The organism is Streptomyces sp. NPDC088400 (genome assembly GCF_044753355.1).
Taxonomy (GTDB): domain Bacteria; phylum Actinomycetota; class Actinomycetes; order Streptomycetales; family Streptomycetaceae; genus Streptomyces.
In genome coordinates this window covers 396714-416637 of sequence record NZ_JBIVMZ010000007.1, presented here as the reverse complement: position 1 = coordinate 416637, position 19924 = coordinate 396714, and the positions used below count along the sequence as shown (strand labels likewise).

Here is a 19924-nt window from a genome sequence, read left to right as displayed (position 1 = left end):
GCGACGCCTCGTGTGCGCGCGTCCGCGTGTGCGCACGAGGTCCGTACACACGGGGCCCGTGGGCGCATCCGCGTCGGATCCCGGCCGTGACCCGGCTGCCCCTCAGGGGGTGGCCGGGCCGCTGTGGCCTTTCAGCGGTTCAGCCGCTCAACGGGCGGCCGTGCGGCGCAGTACCTCCACCGCACCGCCACCACTGCGCAGCGGTGACGAGCCGGGGTCGGCCGCCGTGTCCGACAGAGCCGTGGGCGGGGACTCGGAACTGGGACGACGGCCTCCGCGGCCCTCTCCCAGCACCTGCCAGCCACCGCGCGTCAGCGTGATGTACGCGCCGCACCGCAGCCCGTGCAGGGTGCAGGCGTCCCGAAGCCCCCACATCCAGGCTCCGTCCTCCTGCGTCCAGCGTTCGTCGCCGTCGCGGCAGTAGAGCAGTACCGCCGTGCGTACGGGCGTGCGGCGACGCAGATCGTGCGGGATGACCCGGCGCAGATGTGCCAGCAGCGCGTTACGGAACTCCCAGCCGTCCACCGGCACCGCACGCGGGACGAACGAGGCGCTGGCAGCGAGCCGTTCCTCATGATCGAGCACGGCCACGACGGCGGTCCCCGCCACCGGCCGGTGCCGACTGTGCAGACCGCTGACGACGTCGCGCGGATCGCGCAGCAGCGGTATGCCCGCTGCCGCCCATTCGGCGGGTTCGAGCATCCTGGCGAGGTGGCTGACGGAATCGGCCGGGGTGGTGATCGAAGTGGCTGCGGACGGAGCGAATCCGAAGGTCACGTTCCTCCCTTCGCATACGCGCCCACGGTGCGGGCAGGGTCGGATGGGGGCGCGCCGCGGCACAGCCTTCGCGGACCGTTGTCGGACCGTGCGGGGGCAGTTCCAATTCTCGCTGCCGTACGGGCGTGCGGCAACGAGCAATTGACGCGACTGGGCGGAATGCGCGGATATGGCACTCATATCCCTGCCCAAAAGGGCCCGGCTGATGCCTCGTGTCACGTCTGAACGGCAAGGACCAGGGGAAACACCCCCTCTGAGCTCACGTTTGGGGCCGACCGTACGGGGCTGCGGTGACGACTCCGACGGCCGTGACCGAGCCCGTGCGCGGCTCGGCGCGTGGCCTGTGACGCGTGGCCTGAGAACCGTTCGCGACCCGGCAGTGACGTTGAGTGAAGTGGCTTATTGTCAGTGGCATCGGGTTGCATGGGGGCATGGACAACCTGGAGCTGCGCGCCGAAGCCGATGCCATCCTCGCTGAGCTCGTCGGTGCCCCGGGAGGTTCGGCGCGGCTGCGCGAGGACCAGTGGCAGGCTGTGGCGGCTCTGGTGGAGGAGCGTCGGCGCGCGCTGGTGGTGCAGCGGACCGGCTGGGGCAAGTCGGCGGTGTACTTCGTTGCCACCGCCCTGCTGCGCAGGCGTGGCTCCGGCCCCACGGTGATCATCTCGCCGCTGCTGGCGCTGATGCGTAACCAGGTCGAGTCGGCGGCGCGGGCCGGCATCCAGGCGCGCACCATCAACTCGGCGAACCCGGAGGAGTGGGACACCATCTACGAGGAGGTCGAGCGCGGCGAGACCGACGTTCTCCTCGTCAGTCCGGAACGCCTCAATTCCGTGGACTTTCGCGATCAGGTGCTGCCCAAGCTCGCGGCCACGACCGGCCTGCTCGTGGTCGACGAGGCGCACTGTATTTCCGACTGGGGTCATGATTTCCGGCCTGACTACCGCCGGTTGCGGGCGATGCTGGCCGAGCTTCCCGCCGGTGTGCCGGTGCTGGCCACCACCGCGACCGCCAACGCGCGCGTCACCGCCGATGTGGCCGATCAGTTGGGTACCGGTGCGGGCGAGGCCCTGGTGCTGCGCGGCCCGCTGGAGCGGGAAAGCCTGCGGCTGGGCGTGGTCCAACTGCCCGATGCCGCGCACCGCCTGGCCTGGCTCGCCGAGCACCTGGACGAGTTGCAGGGCTCCGGGATCATCTACACGCTCACCGTCGCCGCGGCCGAGGAGGCCACTGCCTTTCTGCGGCAGCGCGGCTTCCGCGTTGCCTCGTACACCGGGAAGACGGAGAACGCCGACCGGCTGCAGGCCGAGATCGACCTGCAGGAGAACAAGGTCAAGGCGCTGGTCGCCACTTCGGCGCTGGGCATGGGCTACGACAAGCCGGACCTGGGCTTCGTGGTGCATCTCGGCTCGCCGTCCTCGCCGATCGCCTACTACCAGCAGGTGGGGCGCGCGGGGCGCGGTGTGGCCCACGCCGATGTGCTGCTGCTGCCGGGCAAGGAGGACGAGGCCATCTGGCGTTACTTCGCCGATACCGCCTTCCCGCCCGAGACACAGGTGCGCCAGACCCTCGCGGCCCTCACGGATGCGGGACGGGCGCTGTCCGTGCCGGCTCTGGAGGCGGCGGTGGATCTTCGGCGCAGCCGACTGGAGTCGATGCTGAAGGTGCTGGATGTCGACGGCGCGGTCAAGCGGGTGAAGGGCGGCTGGACGGCCACGGGAGCCGAGTGGGTGTACGAGGCTGAACGCTACGCGTGGGTGGCGCGACAGCGGGCGGCCGAGCAGCAGGCCATGCGCGATTACGTGAGTACGTCCCGGTGCCGGATGGAGTTCCTGCGCCGGCAGCTGGACGACGAGGGAGCGGCCCCGTGCGGCCGTTGTGACAACTGCGCGGGAGCCTGGACCGATTCCGCTGTCTCGGCGGAGTCGTTGACGGGGGCGACGAAGGAACTGGACCGTCCGGGGGTGGAGGTTGAGCCGCGCCGGATGTGGCCGACGGGGATGCCCGCACTGGGCATCGACCTCAAGGGGCGTATCCCGGCCAAGGAGCAGTGCTCCACCGGGCGTGCCCTGGGGCGGCTCTCGGACATCGGCTGGGGCAACCGGCTGCGCCCGCTGCTGGCTGAGAGCGCGCCCGACGGGCCGGTCCCTGACGATGTCCTGCAGGCTGCGGTGGCGGTCCTCGCCGATTGGGCCCGCTCTCCGGGGGGATGGGCGACGAATACCCCGGACGCTTCCGCCCGGCCGGTAGGAGTCGTCGCCGTACCGTCCCTGACCCGCCCGCAGTTGGTCGGTTCCCTCGCCCAGGGAATCGCGGCCGTCGGCCGCCTGCCCCTTCTGGGCACACTGACGTACACCGGGCCGAGCGGCGCCCACGCGGCACGACGCAGCAACTCCGCCCAGCGCCTCAAGGCGCTGTCCGGCACCTTCACCGTCCCTGAGGAACTGGCCGGCGCCCTGGCCGGCTCTCCCGGCCCCGTGCTGCTCGTGGACGACTGCACCGACTCCGGCTGGACCCTCGCGGTCGCTGCCCGGCTGCTCCGTCAGGCAGGGAGCGAACGGGTGCTTCCGTTGGTCCTCGCCGCGGCGGGCTGAGTCAAGGTCCCGCCAACCCGTCGGGATCCAGGGGAAGATCACGCGAGCGATCTTCCGCGGGGGTGTCGCCGCGCGGCCACCGTAGGGCCGTCAGTCCCGGTCGTCGGCGGCGCGATCGTTTGGTCATGTCCCCATGCAACCCGACGGCTCCGGCAATGCGCGAAGTTCGCCGCCAGCCTGTGGATAACGTTATCCACAGGGGTCGCGTGATCAGGCTCGGCGCGGGACGGTCGACTCATGAACAAGCATCACGAACCGACCGGATCCGCCGACGAGCAGCAGATCACCCTGCGCAGCCCCGCGGAACTCGCCGACGCTCTCCCGTACTTGCTCGGCTTCCACCCCACCGACTCCGTCGTCATGGTCGCGCTCCACGGCGACCGAGGGCGCTTCGGCGGGCGGCTCAGGCTCGGCATCCCGCGCTCACCGCGGGAGTGGCCGCCGGTGGCCGAGCAACTCGCCGAATGCCTGATCGAGGGGAGCGAGCGGCGCGGCTCCCGGCCCGACGGAATCGTCGCCTTCCTCTGCCAGGACCCGGCGGACGGGGAGACGGGCCGGCAGGTGATGGAGCGGCTGCGCCCCCTCGCGCAACGGCTGCGCATCGCGTGCGGGAATCTCGACGTGCCCGTGCACGAAGTGCTCTGTATCTCCGACGGCCGTTTCTGGTCCTACTGCTGCCCCGATGTCCGCTGCTGTCCGCCGGAGGGGACCGGACTGGCCATGGCCGGCACATCGGTGATGGCCGCGGCGGCCACCTACGCGGGTGTCCGGGTGCGAGGATCGCTACGGGAGATGGAGGCACGGCTGGAGCCCTGGCAGGCCCCGGCCGCGGACGAGCAGGCGCGGGCCCTGGACGACGCGGGCGCCGCCCTCGTGCCCAGGATCCTGGCCGGAGGAAGCCGGGAGCAGGTCGGCAGGGAGACCCTGCGGCTGGCGCGCGAGCTCATCAAACGGCTGGGCGACGCATCGTGCGCGGGCGCCCCCGACACGGACACCGAGGACGACCGGCTCATCGGCCACGACGAGGCGGCCGCCGTCATCCTCGGCCTCCAGGACAGGGAGACACGCGACCGCGCGGCGGAGTGGATGGAAGGACCGGTGGCGGCACCGGCGTTACGGCTCTGGCGCGCCCTTTCACGTCGCTGCGTCGGCCCGTACGCGGAGCACGCGACCGCTCCACTGACCCTGGCCGGCTGGGTGGCCTGGTCCACGGGTGACGAGCCCGGTGCCCGGGTCGCGCTGGGCCTCGCCCTGCGGCTCGACCCCCAGTACGTCTTCGCACAACTGCTCCACCAGGCATGCAACGAAGGCCTGGACCCCGAAACGCTGCGCCACTGTCTGCGCAAGGAGCGCGGCGCCCGGGAACAGGGCGGGCGGCCCAAGCCCCGCGCGGTGCGCCCGCCCACGGGACGGAAAGCCCTGCCGCCGAAAGCGCCGGGCCCCGGTATGACGGCCGCGCGCAATCGGAGCGTCCGGCGGACCGGCCGACGCGGGACCAGGAGCGGGCGATGACATCCACGCCCCGGCCACTCGCGTGACGGACGGCCGGCCCGCCTCGTGTGGAGCGCGCGGAGCCACGGGGAAGCACGGTCGGCGGACCGGAGCGCGAAGATCACGAAGACGGCCGGGAAGCAGACGGCGAGAATGTCGGAAGGAGTGTTTATCGTCAGGCAGACGACTATGATCACGGCATGTCGCCCTACGACCCGTCGGCCTACCCGGCTTTTGCTGTCACCGTCGATCTGGTCGTGCTGACCGTGCGCCGCCACGCGCTCTGCGCGCTGGTCGTACGGCGGGGGGAGCCACCGTTCCAGGGACGGTGGGCGCTGCCCGGCGGCTTCGTCCGGGGCGACGAGGATCTCGCCGGCGCGGCCGCGCGTGAGCTCACCGAGGAGACCGGACTCTGCGCCCACGATCCGCGTTCCCCGGCGCCGGGGAACGCGGCCCACCTCGAACAGCTCGCCACCTACGGAGATCCCGGGCGCGATCCTCGGATGCGGGTGGTCAGCGTGGCCCATCTGGCGCTCTCGCCCGACCTTCCCGCGCCCCGGGCGGGAGGCGACGCGAACAGCGCGCGCTGGGCCTCCGTCGCGGACCTGCTCCATCAGGAGGGTGGTTTCGCCAGGGAGGACGAGCAGCCCGCCCCGCTCGCGTTCGACCATGCGCGGATCCTCTCGGACGGGGTGGAACGGGCCCGGTCCAAGATCGAGTATTCCTCGCTCGCCACGGCCTTCTGCCCGTCCGAGTTCACCGTCGGTGAACTGCGCAGGGTGTACGAGGCGGTGTGGGGCGTGGTGCTCGATCCCCGTAATTTCCACCGAAAGGTGACGGGCACTCCGGGATTTCTGGTTCCGTCCGGGGGGACTACCACCCGGCAGGGCGGCCGGCCCGCGCAGTTGTTCCGGGCCGGCGGGGCGACCGTTCTCAATCCGCCGATGCTGCGGCCCGAGGTCTGACCGGTCTCCGCCCCGGACGAACTCCCCGGCACCGGAAGCGCCGGAGGGGCCGGAAGGTCGGCAACGGCGGAAGGATCAGAGGGCCTGAAGCATCCGGGACGCGCGGACATCCAACACCCAGACGTCCGCCCCTCCCTCGCAAGTCCGACATGTCGCGTTATCTTGCTGCGGTACCTGCCCAGCCGCCGAGCGGTCTCACCTCCCCGCGAGAGAAGCGATGCTCCAGGCCATCGGACTGACCAGCACCCCCCGTCGAGACCTCACGCCCGCCGTGGAGGATCTGACTTTCGAGGCCCGTTCCGGCTCTGTCACGGCGCTGCTCGGCGCCGAGGGCGCGGGCAAGGCCACCGTGCTCCGGTTGATACTCGAACTCGAACCCGGCCGTGGTGTCACGTACTTCCGTGGCCGTCCGCTCCACCGTCTCTCCCATCCGGCCCGCGAGATCGGGGTGCTCCTCGGCGATGTGCCCGGCCATCCCGCACGCACCGCCCGGGGCCAACTCCGGATGCTCTGCGCCGCCGCGGGCGTCCCTGCCGCCCGCGCCGACGAACTCCTCGACATCGTGGGCCTGAGCAGTCTCCGCGGTGAGCGCCTCGGCACTCTCTCGTCCGGTATGGACCGCAGACTCGGGCTCGCCGCCGCGCTGTTGGGTGACCCGCACACTCTCCTGCTCGACACACCCTCCGCAGGGCTCTCGTCCCGCGAGAACAGCTGGCTGTTCGGACTGCTGCGTACCCATGCCGACCATGGCGGCACGGTCCTGTACACCACCACCGACCCCAAGGAGGCCGCCCGGACCGCCGACCATGTCGTCACCATCGACGGGGGTCGCCTCGTCGCCGACCAGGACGGATTCGACTTCGCCCGGACCCGGCTGCGTCCCCGCGTCGTGGTCAGGACGCCGCACGCCGCACGCCTCGCCGACGCGCTGAACCGCGAGGCCAGGGCAGGCAGGCGCTCCGTCGAAGTGGTCGCCGAGGCGGGCAGCAGGCTCACGGTCTACGGCAGCAGCTGTCCGGAGATCGGCGAAACCGCCTTCCGGCACGGCGTCCTGGTCCATCAGCTCGCCGATGAGGTCGGCGACACCGGCCCCGTCCCCGCGCAGGCGCCCACCCCCGGCCTCGTGCCCGCCCCCGCCACTGCCCCCGAGGCGAAGCCGAGGACGGTCCGGGCGGCGGCTCACGACCGGGGGCCGCTCCCGCCGCCGCCCATGTCGCGTCCGGTCAGCAGCCCGCTCTGGCCGGTGCGTTACGAACTCCGCCGCATGCTCGGCGTGCGTTCGACGCCACTGATCGTGGCCGCCGTCCTGATCGCCTCCGTGGTCCTCGCCGTGCCCCTCGCCCGAACCGGCAGGACACCGTTGCCCGAACTGCTCGCGGCCTGGCCCGCGCTCCTGCCCCTGCCGCCCGCCGTGCTCGGCGCGGGACTGCTCGGCGCGCTCTCGTTCGGCGACGAGTTCCGCTATCCCGCTCTCGCCGGGGCGCGGGGAACGGTCCCGCGCCGCCTCGGCCTCCTGCTCGCCAAGCTCACCGTGACGGCGGGTGCGGCCCTGTTGCTCGCGCTCCTGGCGGTGGCGGCGGACGCCGCCGCGCTGCGTCTCGTGTACGGCGCCGCCGCCGTCCCTGTGCCGGGCAACTGGGCCGCGCTGATCGCCGGTTGGGCCGGGCTCGCCATCGGCTGCGCCTGGGCCGGGCTGCTGGGCGCCGGGGTCTTCAGGATCACCGTCGCCGGAATGGCCGCGGTCGTCGCCGTACCGACCCTGGTCGTACCCCTTCTGCAGAAGGGGCTTGCCGGTCCGTCCGCACGTTCGGTCGTCGGACTGCCGGGCAGGCTGCGCGAGCTGGCGTGGCTGGAATGGCCGCACCAGGCGGATCGTTGGCTGATGGCCATGGGCAGGCTCGTCGCCCAACCGGTCGCCGCGGCCCTGACGTTGTCACTGTCGGCCCTGCTCTGCGCATATCTGTTCACCGGCCTTCGCCGCAGGGCCCGTTGGTGACCGGGGAACGACCGGAGCGTGCCATCCTGTCCGCAACTCCCCTGAAAAAGCCCGCTTCTTTCCGATAAGGCGTCAATCGAGGGGTGAGCGCCGATCACCCTTTCGTGTGCTTTTCACCAAAGACCTCAAGGGTGATGGAAGCAACGCCGACAAAGGATGCGTGAGTACCCTTGCGCACACCATGATGACCGCCGCCCGCTCCGTCGAGAACGGCCTCGCCGACTCGGGCGAACTCGACCGCTACCCCTTCGCGGAGGCGCCCGTCGCCGACCGCATGGCCGCCCCCGTCTGGGACGGCGCAGACACCGATCTGGGCCGGGTGGGGCGGCGTACGACAAGCAGCCGTGGCCGCGGGCTCCACGGCCAACTCGTCCAACAGCTCGGTCAGATGATCGTCTCCGGAGACCTGGGTGCCGACCGGCCGCTCGTGCCCGAGGAGATCGGTCAGCGCTTCGAGGTCTCCCGCACGGTGGTGCGGGAGTCGCTGCGGGTCCTCGAGGCCAAGGGCCTCGTGAGTGCCCGGCCCAATGTCGGTACCAGGGTCCGTCCGGTGAGCGACTGGAATCTGCTGGACCCCGACATCATCGAATGGCGTGCTTTCGGGCCGCAGCGCGACGACCAGCGCCGCGAGCTGAGTGAGCTGCGCTGGACGATCGAGCCCCTCGCCGCGCGCCTGGCCGCCGGTCATGGCCGGGCGGATGCTCAGCAGCGGCTTTCGGACATGGTGGGGATCATGGGGCACGCCCTTACGCAGGGTGACGCGATCACCTTTGCGCGAGCGGACGTCGAATATCACTCCCTGCTGATCCAGCTCGCGGGCAATCGCATGCTGGAGCACCTTTCGGGGATCGTCTCGGCGGCCCTCCAGGTCTCCGGCGGTCCGGTCACCGGATGCGACCGCCCCACCGATGCCTCGCTGTCCCACCACGCGCGGATCGTCGACGCCCTCGCCACGGGCGACGCGCCCGCGGCGGAATCGGCCATGCGTCAATTGCTCACCGTGCAGCCGGAAGTGGAGCGCGTCGTCCCGGCGCCGCGCGAACACTGAACGCTGCCCCATGCCCGGGCGTACGGGGATGTACGCATCGTGTGTCGCCGGGCCCGCCGGGTCCGGCGACACGATTGTGGGGTCTTAAAGCATGCTCTGTAGGCTTTGCCGCATATGGGGTGTGACTCGGGCCACGTGGATTGGGCGTAACACTCTTCGAGGCAGTGCGATGACCTAAGAGGTGACAGCCGAGGAGGGAATACGACCGCCGCACGTGGCGCTGTATTCATCCCCGAGGTCCAACCCGCGCCGTCGGCGACATCCCCAGCCGCCGGTCGTCGGCTCCGGCCCGATCATGGGCGGGGCCGGAAGCCGTTTCCATCGTTCCGAGAGGTTGTTCGTGTCGGCCAGCACATCCCGTACGCTCCCGCCGGAGATCGCCGAGTCCGAGTCTGTGATGGCGCTCATCGAGCGGGGAAAGGCTGATGGGCAGATCGCCGGCGATGACGTGCGTCGAGCCTTCGAGGCCGACCAGATTCCGCCAACCCAGTGGAAGAATGTTCTGCGCAGCCTCAACCAGATCCTCGAGGAAGAGGGTGTGACGCTGATGGTCAGTGCCGCGGAGTCGCCGAAGCGCACCCGCAAGAGCGTCGCAGCGAAGAGCCCGGTAAAGCGCACCGCCACCAAGACTGTCGCGGCCAAGACGACCACGACCAAGACCGTCGCGGCCGCCACGGCCGCTCCGACGGCAGAGACCGTGGACGCCGCGGCCGACGATTCCGTCGCCCCCGCGAAGAAGGCGGCCGCGAAGAAGACCGTCGCCAAGAAGGCGGCGGTCAAGAAGACCGCCGTCAAGAAGACGACGGCCAAGAAGACCGTGGGCAAGAAGGACGCCGACGAGATCATCGACGGCGAAGAGCCGGCGGACGAGGTCCAGGGCGTCAAGGGTGACGAGGAGGAGCCCGAGGGCGAGAACAAGGGCTTCGTCCTCTCCGACGACGACGAGGACGACGCGCCGGCCCAGCAGGTCGCCGTCGCGGGTGCCACCGCCGACCCGGTCAAGGACTACCTGAAGCAGATCGGCAAGGTCCCGCTCCTCAACGCCGAGCAGGAGGTCGAGCTCGCCAAGCGCATCGAGGCCGGTCTCTTCGCCGAGGACAAGCTGTCCAACTCGGACAAGCTCGCGCCCAAGCTCAAACGCGAGCTGGAGATCATCGCCGAGGACGGCCGCCGCGCCAAGAACCACCTGCTGGAGGCCAACCTCCGCCTGGTCGTCTCGCTGGCCAAGCGCTACACCGGCCGCGGCATGCTCTTCCTGGACCTGATCCAGGAGGGCAACCTCGGTCTGATCCGCGCGGTCGAGAAGTTCGACTACACCAAGGGCTACAAGTTCTCCACGTACGCCACCTGGTGGATCCGTCAGGCGATCACCCGCGCCATGGCCGACCAGGCCCGCACCATCCGTATCCCGGTGCACATGGTCGAGGTCATCAACAAGCTCGCGCGTGTGCAGCGCCAGATGCTCCAGGACCTGGGCCGAGAGCCCACTCCGGAGGAGCTGGCCAAGGAACTCGACATGACCCCCGAGAAGGTCATCGAGGTCCAGAAGTACGGCCGTGAGCCGATCTCGCTGCACACTCCGCTGGGCGAGGACGGCGACAGCGAGTTCGGAGACCTCATCGAGGACTCCGAGGCGGTCGTCCCGGCCGACGCCGTGAGCTTCACGCTCCTCCAGGAGCAGCTGCACTCGGTGCTCGACACGCTCTCCGAGCGTGAGGCGGGCGTGGTCTCCATGCGCTTCGGTCTCACCGACGGCCAGCCCAAGACGCTGGACGAGATCGGCAAGGTCTACGGCGTGACGCGTGAGCGTATCCGTCAGATCGAGTCGAAGACGATGTCGAAGCTGCGTCACCCGTCGCGTTCGCAGGTGCTGCGCGACTACCTCGACTAGGACTCGACCAGGACGTGTTGCGAAAGCAGCGCCCCCAGGGCGGGCGGGGTTTCCCCGGCTGTTCCGGGGGCGCGCGGAAGCACAGACGAAGGCCCGGATGCCACCGTGCATCCGGGCCTTCGTCCGTGCGCCGGGTGCGCGCGCCGACCGTTTGGATGACTCTGGGTAGATCATGGTGAACCGGAGAGTCAGGAGCCTGTATGCGCCGTTCCCTTGCCCGAGTACTGACGGGAGGGCTGGCCGTGATCGCGACGGGGGCCGTTCTGCCGCTTGTCGCGCCCGTTCCCGCCGCCGCCGACCGTGTGATCGTCGGTGGTGTGCCGGTGCGGGCCGTGGACAGCCCCTGGGTGGTGGCCCTGTCCAGCCGTGACCGGTTCGGCGGTACGCGCGCGGGTCAGTTCTGCGGAGGCGTGGTGGTGGCGCCGACGAAAGTGCTGACCGCCGCCCACTGCATGGGCCGGGACGTCCTCGGAGCGGCTCCCGAGAAGGTGAGTGACCTCCTGGTCATCGCGGGCCGTGACCGGCTGCGCGGCAGCGGCGGGCGCGAGGTCGCGGTGCGGTCCGTCCGGGTGCACCCCGCATACGATCCGGACACCAACGCGTCGGATCTGGCCGTACTGACGCTGTCGCGGGCGCTCCCCAAGGGGTATGCGATCCGGCCGGCGGAAGCCGGGGACCCCGCGTCCGCGCCGGGCGCCGAGGCGACCGTCTACGGCTGGGGTGACACCACGGGGGAGGGGGACTACGCCGGTGCGCTGCGCTCCGCGCCTGTGTCGGTCCTGGCGGACTCCCACTGCGAGCGGGCGTACTCGGGCGGCTCAGCAGGCCGCTACGAGGCCTCCACGATGCTCTGTGCGGGCGACCCCGAGGGCAGGCATGACGCCTGCCAGGGAGACAGCGGCGGGCCGCTGGTGGCCCAGGGACGGCTTATCGGGCTGGTCTCCTGGGGGAGCGGCTGCGGCCGCGCGGACAGCCCCGGGGTCTACACCCGGATCACCACAGCTGTAGGACCGGTCGCAGAGGCGGTCGGGGCGCACGCCGCGCGATGAGCGAGAACGGGCGGCCCCCCTGTGCGGGGTGGCCGCCCGTCGGCCGGTGCGGGACCGGCCCCTGGCTCGTCGTGGATGCGAGGTGTCAGTGCTCCTCTTCACCGCCGCCGGCCGGTACGGCCGTCAGCCGGTCGGTCTCATCCTGTATTTCCGCGGCGATCTTCTTGAGTTCTGGCTCGAACTTACGCCCGTGGTGGGCGCAGAAGAGCAGGTCACCACCGCTGGACAGGACGACGCGCAGATAAGCCTGGGCGCCGCAGCGGTCGCAGCGGTCAGCCGCCGTCAGCGGGCTCGCGGGGGTCAGAACAGTAGTCACGTCGCCTCTTCTCTAGCTCGACGAGCTGTCGTACCAGGGTCAACATCCAACCAGGCCGAAAACGTTCCCGCTCACGGCTTTTTCTCGAAACTTCTTTTCCGAGCCGGCTGGCTGCTGGCGGTTGGCGGCGAATGGGCCGTATCGCTCCGCTGGGCTTCGCTCTACGGGTTTCGCATTGCTTGTCTTGGGGGCCTGTCCTCACCGGCTGGCTTGCCGGTTGTTGATGAGGACGTGCCCGGAGCCTAAATGGTTCATGCCTGGAAGGGAACGTGATGTGTGCTTCACTCCCACGAGGGATCGAACACCTATGCGACCTTGGACTAGCATGAGAATTCACGTGGGTGGCGTGACAACGGCTCTACCAGGCCTCTGTACCCTCTGACCGGTGACAGACGCCGGGCCCTTACCCCACGGGGCCCCATCCCAAATTCAGCGAGGAGCGAACCGCGTGACCGCCGATACGTCCGTGCCGTCCAGTGCGCTGTTGACCGCAGACCGTGACGGTTCCAACTACACCGCGCGGCACCTGCTCGTCCTTGAGGGGCTCGAAGCGGTCCGCAAGCGCCCCGGAATGTACATCGGCTCGACCGACAGCCGCGGCCTGATGCACTGCCTCTGGGAGATCATCGACAACTCCGTCGACGAGGCCCTGGGCGGCTACTGCGACCACATCGATGTGACCCTCCACGAGGACGGCTCGGTCGAGGTCAAGGACAACGGCCGGGGCATTCCGGTCGATGTCGAGCCCAAGACCGGCCTTTCCGGTATCGAGGTCGTGATGACCAAGCTGCACGCCGGCGGAAAGTTCGGCGGCGGCTCGTACGCCGCGTCGGGTGGTCTGCACGGCGTGGGCGCCTCCGTCGTCAACGCCCTCTCCGCCCGGCTCGACGTCGAGGTGGACCGTAACAGCGCCACCCACTCGATCAGCTTCCGGCGCGGTGTCCCCGGAATGTTCACCGAGCCGGGCCCCGACGCTCCCTTCGACCCGGCGAACGGGCCGCTCAAGGGCAAGCGCGTACCCAAGACGCGCACCGGTACCCGTGTCCGGTACTGGGCCGACCGGCAGATCTTCCTCAAGGACGCCAAGCTCTCCCTGGACACGCTCCACCAGCGCGCCCGCCAGACCGCCTTCCTCGTCCCCGGCCTGACCATCGTCGTCAGGGACGAGCGGGCCGTCGGCGAGAGCGAGGGCAACGGTACGGTCGAGGAGACCTTCCGCTTCGACGGTGGCATCAGTGAGTTCTGCGAGTACCTGGCGCAGGACAAGGCCGTCTGTGACGTGCTGCGGCTCACCGGACACGGCACTTTCAAGGAGACCGTGCCGGTCCTGGACGACCGCGGGCACATGACTCCCACGGAGGTCACCCGCGAACTGGGTGTCGATGTCGCCCTGCGCTGGGGCACCGGGTACGACACCTCCGTCAAGTCCTTCGTCAACATCATCGCCACCCCCAAGGGCGGCACCCATGTGAGCGGATTCGAGCGTTCTCTGACCAAGACGGTCAACGAGGTGCTGCGCTCGGCCAAGATGCTGCGCGTCGCCGAGGACGACGTCGTCAAGGACGACGCCCTGGAGGGCCTCACCGCCGTGGTCACCGTGCGGCTCGCCGAGCCGCAGTTCGAGGGCCAGACCAAGGAGGTCCTCGGTACGTCCGCGGCCAACCGCATCGTCTCCAATGTCGTCGCCAAGGAGCTCAAGGCCTTCCTGACCTCGACGAAGCGCGATGCCAAGGCACAGGCCCGCGCCGTCCTGGAGAAGGCCGTGGCCGCCGCCCGTACGCGCATCGCGGCCCGCCAGCACAAGGAGGCGCAGCGCAGGAAGACGGCCCTGGAGTCCTCCTCGCTGCCGGCCAAGCTGGCCGACTGCCGCAGTGACGACGTGGACCGCAGCGAACTGTTCATCGTGGAGGGAGACTCCGCGCTCGGTACGGCCAAGCTCGCCCGGAACAGCGAGTTCCAGGCGCTGCTCCCGATCCGCGGCAAGATCCTCAATGTCCAGAAGGCCTCTGTGTCGGACATGCTCAAGAACGCCGAGTGCGGGGCGATCATCCAGGTCATAGGGGCGGGCTCGGGCCGGACCTTCGACATCGACGCCGCCCGCTACGGAAAGATCGTGCTCCTGGTCGACGCCGATGTCGACGGGGCCCACATCCGCATCCTGCTGCTCACGCTCTTCCAGCGCTACATGCGGCCGATGGTCGAGGCGGGCCGGGTCTTCGCCGCCGTACCGCCGCTCCACCGGATCGAGCTGGTGCAGCCCAAGAAGGGCCAGGACAAGTACGTGTACACGTACTCGGACAGTGAGTTGCGGCAGACGCTGCTGGAGTACCAGCGCAAGAACATCCGGTTCAAGGACTCCATCCAGCGGTACAAGGGCCTCGGCGAGATGGACGCCGACCAGCTGGCGGAGACCACGATGGACCCGCGGTACCGCACCCTGCGGCGGATCAACATCGGTGACCTCGAATCGTCCGAGCAGATCTTCGACCTGCTGATGGGCAACGAAGTGGCGCCCCGCAAGGAATTCATCACCAGCTCGGCCGCGACCCTGGACCGCTCGCGCATCGACGCCTGAGACCTGTCCCCGACGCAGGACCGTCCCGGACGCAGGACGACTGTCCCGGACGTCCGGACGTACGGCCTCCACCCACGGGTGGGGGCCGTACGCGCTCTGCCTGTCAACGGGGACTCACCCCGCCTTCCGGGACAACCGTCACCTGAAGGGGTGAAGTCGGGGGAGAGCGGAACCAAGAATCCTCACACTCCGCCCATGCTTCTCGTCTACGCGGCCGAAACGGTTCGCCGACAAGGAGAGTTGACCGGTGGAGAAGCAGGAAGGGCGCGACGCCGCAGCGGTGCGGCTCGATGACCCGTGGTACGACGCGCTGGCCTCGGACTGGGGTGAGCCGGCCGGTACGGGCTCGCTCGTGACGACCACCGACAGCCGCGCGGTCGCCGATACGACCGCGGTTGTCGATACGCCCGGGGCCGTCGACGTGTCCGCGGCCGCCGACATCTACGTGGAGGTCCAGCGCGGCGCCGCGTTCCAGGAGGTGCGCGGCCGCTACCGGCGGTTCGTCGTTCCCGCTTCGATCGCTTTCCTGATCTGGTACCTCGCGTACGTCGTCGCGGCGACGGCGGCGCCGGAGTTCATGGCCCGGCCGGTCGCGGGAGCGGTGAACGTGGCGATGCTGGCGGGCCTCGGCCAGTTCCTCTCCACCTTCCTGCTGACCTGGGCCTACGCACGCCATGCGCGGCTGCACAGGGACCGTGCGGCGCTCGAACTGCGCTGGATCGTGTTCGACCGGAAGCGGGCCCAGGAACAGGAACAGGACCGGGAGACGGTGTGGGGGAGCCGGGTGACCGACCGGTGAACGGCTATCAGCCCCTGGCGGTACTGCTCTTCAGCGCGTTCGTCGCGGTCACTCTCGGGATCACCGCCTGGGTGGGCCGCAACAGGCATGGCTCCGCTGAGGAGTTCTACGCGGGCGGCCGGCTCTTCTCGCCCATGGAGAACGCTTTCGCCATCGCCGGCGACTACATGTCAGCGGCCTCCTTCCTCGGTATCTCGGGCGTGATCGCCCTCTTCGGTTACGACGGCATGCTCTACTCGGTCGGCTTCCTCGTCGGCTGGCTGGTCGTGCTGCTCCTGGTCGCCGAACTCGTCCGCAACTGCGGCCGGTTCACCCTCGCCGATGTGGTCGCGGCCAGGATGCGGGAACGGCCGGTCCGGATAGCCGCCGGCACCTCCTCGGTCACCGTCTCCGTGCTCTATCTGGTGGCGCAGATGGTCGGTGCGGGCAGCCTGGTCGCGCTGCTGCTCGGCGGCACGAGCGAAGCGGCGCGCGCCTGGACGGTGATCGGCGTGGGCGCGCTGATGGTCGTCTACGTCTCGCTCGGCGGGATGCGCGCCACCACCTGGATCCAGATCGTCAAGGCCGTTCTGCTGATGGCCGGTTCGATCGCGCTGACCGTACTCGTCCTGGTCCGCTTCCGCTTCGACGTCAACGACCTGCTCAACACCGCCGTGGCACACAGCGGACACGGTGCGAAGTTCCTCGCGCCCGGTCTGAGGTACGGCGGTGACTGGACCGCGCGCCTGGATTTCATCAGCCTGGGGCTGGCCCTCGTACTCGGCACGGCAGGGCTGCCGCACATCCTGTCGCGCTTCTACACCGTGCCGACCGCTCGCGCCGCCCGCCGCTCGGTCGTCTGGTCCATCGGACTGATCGGAAGCTTCTATCTGATGACGATCGTGCTGGGGTTCGGTGCGGCGGCGCTGGTCGGCTCCGACGCGGTACGCACGTCGAACGCGGCCGGGAACACGGCGGTACCACTGCTCGCCCTCAATCTCGGCGGCGGGGCAGGATCGACCGGCGGAACGATCCTGTTCGCGGTGGTCGCGGCCGTCGCCTTCGCCACCATCCTCGCTGTCGTCGCGGGCATCACGCTGGCCTCCTCGGCCTCCGTCGCCCACGATCTGTACGCCTCGCTCAGACGCGAACGCGAACGTGAACGCAGACGCGAACGCGCCACGCCGCGAAGTGAGGTCGCCGTGGCACGGGTGGCCGCGACGGGCATCGGCGCGGTCGCCATCGCGCTCAGCCTGCTGGCCCAGGATCTGAACGTCGCCTTCCTGGTCGGCCTCGCTTTCGCCGTCGCCGCGTCCGCCAACCTGCCCGTACTGCTGTACTCGCTGTTCTGGCGGAACTTCACCACGCGCGGCGCGGTCTGGTCGGTGTACGGAGGGCTGATTCCGGCCATCCTGCTGGTGGTGCTCTCACCGGTGGTCTCGGGGAGCCCTGAGGCGATCTTCCCCGGGGTCGACTTCCAGGTCTTCCCGCTGGACAACCCCGGTCTGGTGTCCGTCCCGCTGGGCTTTCTCGCGGGCTGGGTCGGTACGGTCACCTCGGCCGAGCCGCCGGACGAGGCGAAGCACGCGGAGACGGAGGTCCGGTCACTGACGGGCGCGGGGGCGGTCTGAGGCGCTCGCGGGGGCCGGGGCGGGCCTGAGCGCCTGCGCCTGGAGGCGAGGGGTGCAGTGAGGGCGGCGCCGTCCTCACTGCGGCGGCAGGGGTCAGACGCTCGCCGCCCACGCGTAGCGGTGCTCCGGGCGGCCCGTCTCGCCGTACCGGAGCGTGAGCCGCACCCGGCCGGTCTGCTCCAGCAGCTTCAGATAGCGCTGTGCGGTCTGCCGGCTCATCCCCGCCCGCTCCGCGATCTCGTGCGCCGAGAGCGGACCGTCGGCGGCCAGCAGAACCTGGCGTACGAGCTCCGCCGTGGTGGGGGAGTGGCCCTTGGGAAGGGCCGGGGCGGTCGCGGCGGACAGCGCCCCGAACATCCGGTCCACCTCCGACTGCTCCGCCTCGCCGCCGCCCTCCAGGGTGCGGCGCAGCCGCGCGTACGCCTCCAGCTTGGTCCGCAGCCCGGCGAAATTGAACGGTTTGACCAGGTACTGGAGTGCGCCCTGGCGCATCGCGGCCTGGACGGTGGCGACATCCCGCGCCGCCGTCACCATGATCACGTCGGTCTGGTGGCCGAGCCGGCGCAACTCCTGCACCACCGCTATCCCGTTCTCGTCCGGCAGGTAGTGGTCGAGCAGGACGAGATCGATGGACTGCTCGGAGATACGGGTGATCGCCTCGGCGGCCGAGTGGGCCTGGGCCACCACCCGGAAGCCCGCCACCTTGGCCACATACGCCGTGTTGATCTCCGCGACCCGGACGTCGTCGTCCACGACCAGTACGTCGATCATTGTTTCTCCCCTGCCGTGGCCCGCTCGTGCGGGGTGTTCTGCCCGTGCGGGTCCTGCTCGTGCGGGTCCTGGCCGTGCGGTGTGTCCCGCGCGCACGGTTCGCCTGGCCCCATGATTCCGTCCGGTCCTTCGGGGCGGTCCGGTTCGGACGGACCTTCCGGTCGGTCCGGTCCTTCCGGCCGGTCCAGTCCCTGGGGTTCGTCCGGTCCCTGCGGCTCGTCCGGTCCGGTCGCTTCGGTCAGCGCCTCCGGGAGTACGACCGTGAACTCGGCGCCACCGTCCGCCGACGCGCCGACCCGCGCGCTGCCACCCTGCCGTTCGGCCAGTCTGCGCACCAGCGCAAGACCGAGGCCGCGCTTGCCGTGAGCCGGCGGTTCCTTGGTCGACCAGCCTTCCGAGAAGACCAGTTCGCGCCGGTCCACCGCGACACCGGGACCACTGTCGGAGACCACGAGGACGACCGTGCGGCCCTCGGCGCGCAGTTCCACCTCGATCCGCGGGTCCGCGGAGCCGGCCGCCGCGTCCAGCGCGTTGTCCACGAGATTGCCGACGACCGTGACCAGGCCCTGCGGATCCACCAGCCGGTCCGGCAGCAGGGAGCCGGGGGAGAGCCGCAGCGAGACGCCCCGTTCCGCTGCGACCGTGGCCTTGCCGACCAGCAGCGCGGCCGGCAGCGGATCGTGGATCCGCTCGGTGATCTGCTCGGCGGTGGCCCGGTGCACCCCGACGACCTCGGTGACGAACTCCACCGCCTCCTCGTGCATGTCCAGCTCCAGCAGCCCGAGCAGCGTATGCATCCGGTTGGCGTGCTCATGGTCCTGGGCGCGCAGGGCGTCGATCAGCCCGCGGGTCGCGTCCAGCTCGCGGCCGAGCCGTTCCAGCTCCGTACGGTCGCGAAGCGTGACGACGGCGCCGCCGTCGTCGGTCGGCATCCGGTTGGCGACCAGGACGCGGCTGCCCCGTACGGTCAGCAGATCCTCACCCAGCACCCGCCCGGTCAGCACCTCGGTGGTGCGCCCGCCGCCGAGCACCGTGTCGAGCGGCTGGCCGATGGCGTCGGGACCGAGCCCCAGCAGCCGCTGCGCCTCGTCGTTCATCAGCCGGATCCGGCCGGCGCCGTCCAGTGCGACGACCCCTTCCCGGAGGCTGTGCAGCATGGCCTCGCGTTCGGTGAGCAGCGCCGAGATGTCGGAGAAGGCCAGGTCATGGGTCTGTCGCTGAAGACGCCTGGAGATCAGATACGCGGCGAGCGCCCCGACGGCGAGCGCCCCGCCCGCGTAGGCGAGCAGTTCCGGGATCGAGGCGAGCAGCCGGTCACGGACGCTGTCGTACGCGATGCCGACCGAGACGGCCCCGACGATCTTTCCCGTGTGGTCGCGCAGCGGGACCTTGCCCCGCGCGGAGCGGCCGAGCGTACCGCTGTCGAGTTCCATGACGTGCTTGCCGGCGAGGGCTTCGCTGGGGTCGGTGGAGACGACCTTGCCGATCTGGCCGAGGTCGGTGTGCGACCAGCGCACGCCCCGCCTGTCCATGATCACCACATACTCGGCGCCGGTGGCGTGGCGGATGCGGTCGGCCTCGGCCTGTACGGGCCCGTCGGCAGTCGGCCGGGAAGTCTGGAGGGCGTGGGCGACCTGGGGCGACGCGGTGGTCTCGGCGATCGCGAGGGCGCGGCTCATCGCCTGCTCGTCCAGCTCGTTGCTGAAGGGCGCGAGAAAGAGCCCCGTGGCCAGCACGGCGACGCCCGCGGCGATGGCGATCTGCATCAACAGCACCTGGGAGAAGACCCGGCGTGGCCAGCCGAATCGCCGTCGTCTGCCCGAGGTGCTCGGTCCGGCACTCATGTGTACGAACGGTAGATGGCCGAGCCCCCTTTCTGGAACTTTCCTCGTCACGCGAAGATCGAGGATCCATGGGCCGCCGTGTGCCGCCGGGCGGAAAACGAACGCGACGGCACGCGGCGGCCATGTGCCCGGGCCGTGCTAGTCGCATCCCTTGCGTTACCCCTTGCATAGTTAAGCAAGTAGCTTGCGTTATTTGCGATA

At 70.1% G+C, this 19924-nt stretch carries 14 protein-coding genes; 10 read left to right on the top strand and 4 right to left on the bottom strand.

Going from position 1 to position 19924, the window contains the following annotated elements:
* Positions 1-147: 147 nt before the first annotated feature.
* Positions 148-777, bottom strand: a complete 630-nt coding sequence (locus ACIQD6_RS20330; protein ID WP_401884353.1) for a hypothetical protein — start codon at positions 775-777, stop codon at positions 148-150.
* Between the two features lie 431 nt (positions 778-1208).
* On the opposite strand from ACIQD6_RS20330, the gene ACIQD6_RS20325 reads away from it, so the two are divergent.
* The 7 genes from ACIQD6_RS20325 to ACIQD6_RS20295 all read left to right on the top strand — a co-directional run bounded on the left by ACIQD6_RS20325 (position 1209) and on the right by ACIQD6_RS20295 (position 11808).
* On the top strand, positions 1209-3368 hold the full coding sequence (locus ACIQD6_RS20325) for a RecQ family ATP-dependent DNA helicase (protein WP_401884351.1): 2160 nt from the start codon (positions 1209-1211) through the stop codon (positions 3366-3368).
* A 237-nt stretch (positions 3369-3605) separates the two neighbouring features.
* Entirely contained in the window at positions 3606-4880 is a 1275-nt protein-coding gene (locus ACIQD6_RS20320) for a DUF4192 domain-containing protein (RefSeq protein ID WP_401884350.1), read from the top strand.
* 179 nt (positions 4881-5059) lie between these two features.
* On the top strand, positions 5060-5824 hold the full coding sequence (locus ACIQD6_RS20315; RefSeq protein WP_401884349.1) for an NUDIX domain-containing protein: 765 nt from the start codon (positions 5060-5062) through the stop codon (positions 5822-5824).
* A gap of 217 nt (positions 5825-6041) precedes the next feature.
* Positions 6042-7820 carry an ATP-binding cassette domain-containing protein gene (locus ACIQD6_RS20310; RefSeq protein ID WP_401884347.1) on the top strand — a complete coding sequence of 593 codons (1779 nt, stop codon included), beginning with the start codon at positions 6042-6044 and terminating at the stop codon, positions 7818-7820.
* Positions 7821-7980: 160 nt separating this feature from the next.
* Positions 7981-8868 carry a FadR/GntR family transcriptional regulator gene (locus ACIQD6_RS20305; protein ID WP_401884346.1) on the top strand — a complete coding sequence of 296 codons (888 nt, stop codon included), beginning with the start codon at positions 7981-7983 and terminating at the stop codon, positions 8866-8868.
* Positions 8869-9208: 340 nt separating this feature from the next.
* Positions 9209-10759: an RNA polymerase sigma factor gene (locus ACIQD6_RS20300; protein WP_401884345.1), complete on the top strand. Its 1551-nt coding sequence runs from the start codon at positions 9209-9211 to the stop codon at positions 10757-10759.
* A 200-nt stretch (positions 10760-10959) separates the two neighbouring features.
* Complete coding sequence (locus ACIQD6_RS20295) at positions 10960-11808, top strand: S1 family peptidase (RefSeq protein WP_401884344.1); 849 nt, start codon at positions 10960-10962, stop codon at positions 11806-11808.
* 85 nt (positions 11809-11893) lie between these two features.
* On the opposite strand, the gene ACIQD6_RS20290 is transcribed toward ACIQD6_RS20295, so the two are convergent.
* On the bottom strand, positions 11894-12124 hold the full coding sequence (locus tag ACIQD6_RS20290) for a hypothetical protein (protein ID WP_401884342.1): 231 nt from the start codon (positions 12122-12124) through the stop codon (positions 11894-11896).
* Between the two features lie 448 nt (positions 12125-12572).
* Between ACIQD6_RS20290 and ACIQD6_RS20285 the strand changes: the two genes are divergently transcribed.
* From ACIQD6_RS20285 to ACIQD6_RS20275, 3 genes are all read left to right on the top strand, one after another.
* Complete coding sequence (locus ACIQD6_RS20285; RefSeq protein WP_401884340.1) at positions 12573-14699, top strand: type IIA DNA topoisomerase subunit B; 2127 nt, start codon at positions 12573-12575, stop codon at positions 14697-14699.
* A gap of 247 nt (positions 14700-14946) precedes the next feature.
* Entirely contained in the window at positions 14947-15498 is a 552-nt protein-coding gene (locus tag ACIQD6_RS20280) for a DUF485 domain-containing protein (protein ID WP_401884339.1), read from the top strand.
* A complete protein-coding gene (locus tag ACIQD6_RS20275) occupies positions 15495-17108 on the top strand; it encodes a cation acetate symporter (protein ID WP_401884338.1) in 1614 nt (537 codons plus the stop codon). The genes ACIQD6_RS20280 and ACIQD6_RS20275 overlap by 4 nt, the downstream gene beginning before the upstream one ends.
* 93 nt (positions 17109-17201) lie before the next feature.
* Here ACIQD6_RS20275 and ACIQD6_RS20270 read toward each other — a convergent pair whose 3' ends face one another.
* Both ACIQD6_RS20270 and ACIQD6_RS20265 read right to left on the bottom strand, forming a co-directional pair.
* Positions 17202-17879 carry a response regulator gene (locus tag ACIQD6_RS20270; RefSeq protein ID WP_401884336.1) on the bottom strand — a complete coding sequence of 226 codons (678 nt, stop codon included), beginning with the start codon at positions 17877-17879 and terminating at the stop codon, positions 17202-17204.
* Positions 17876-19723, bottom strand: a complete 1848-nt coding sequence (locus ACIQD6_RS20265; RefSeq protein WP_401884335.1) for an ATP-binding protein — start codon at positions 19721-19723, stop codon at positions 17876-17878. The genes ACIQD6_RS20270 and ACIQD6_RS20265 overlap by 4 nt, the downstream gene beginning before the upstream one ends.
* Positions 19724-19924: the final 201 nt, after the last annotated feature.

What these genes read in the sequence shown, in the direction of transcription:
- ACIQD6_RS20315 (WP_401884349.1), top strand. Translation starts at nt 5,060, where the DNA reads ATGTCGCCCTACGACCCGTCGGCCTACCCGGCTTTTGCTGTCACCGTC.
- ACIQD6_RS20295 (WP_401884344.1), top strand. Translation starts at nt 10,960, where the DNA reads ATGCGCCGTTCCCTTGCCCGAGTACTGACGGGAGGGCTGGCCGTGATC.
- ACIQD6_RS20265 (WP_401884335.1), bottom strand. Translation starts at nt 19,723, where the DNA reads ATGAGTGCCGGACCGAGCACCTCGGGCAGACGACGGCGATTCGGCTGG.
- ACIQD6_RS20270 (WP_401884336.1), bottom strand. Translation starts at nt 17,879, where the DNA reads ATGATCGACGTACTGGTCGTGGACGACGACGTCCGGGTCGCGGAGATC.
- ACIQD6_RS20320 (WP_401884350.1), top strand. Translation starts at nt 3,606, where the DNA reads ATGAACAAGCATCACGAACCGACCGGATCCGCCGACGAGCAGCAGATC.
- ACIQD6_RS20310 (WP_401884347.1), top strand. Translation starts at nt 6,042, where the DNA reads ATGCTCCAGGCCATCGGACTGACCAGCACCCCCCGTCGAGACCTCACG.
- ACIQD6_RS20325 (WP_401884351.1), top strand. Translation starts at nt 1,209, where the DNA reads ATGGACAACCTGGAGCTGCGCGCCGAAGCCGATGCCATCCTCGCTGAG.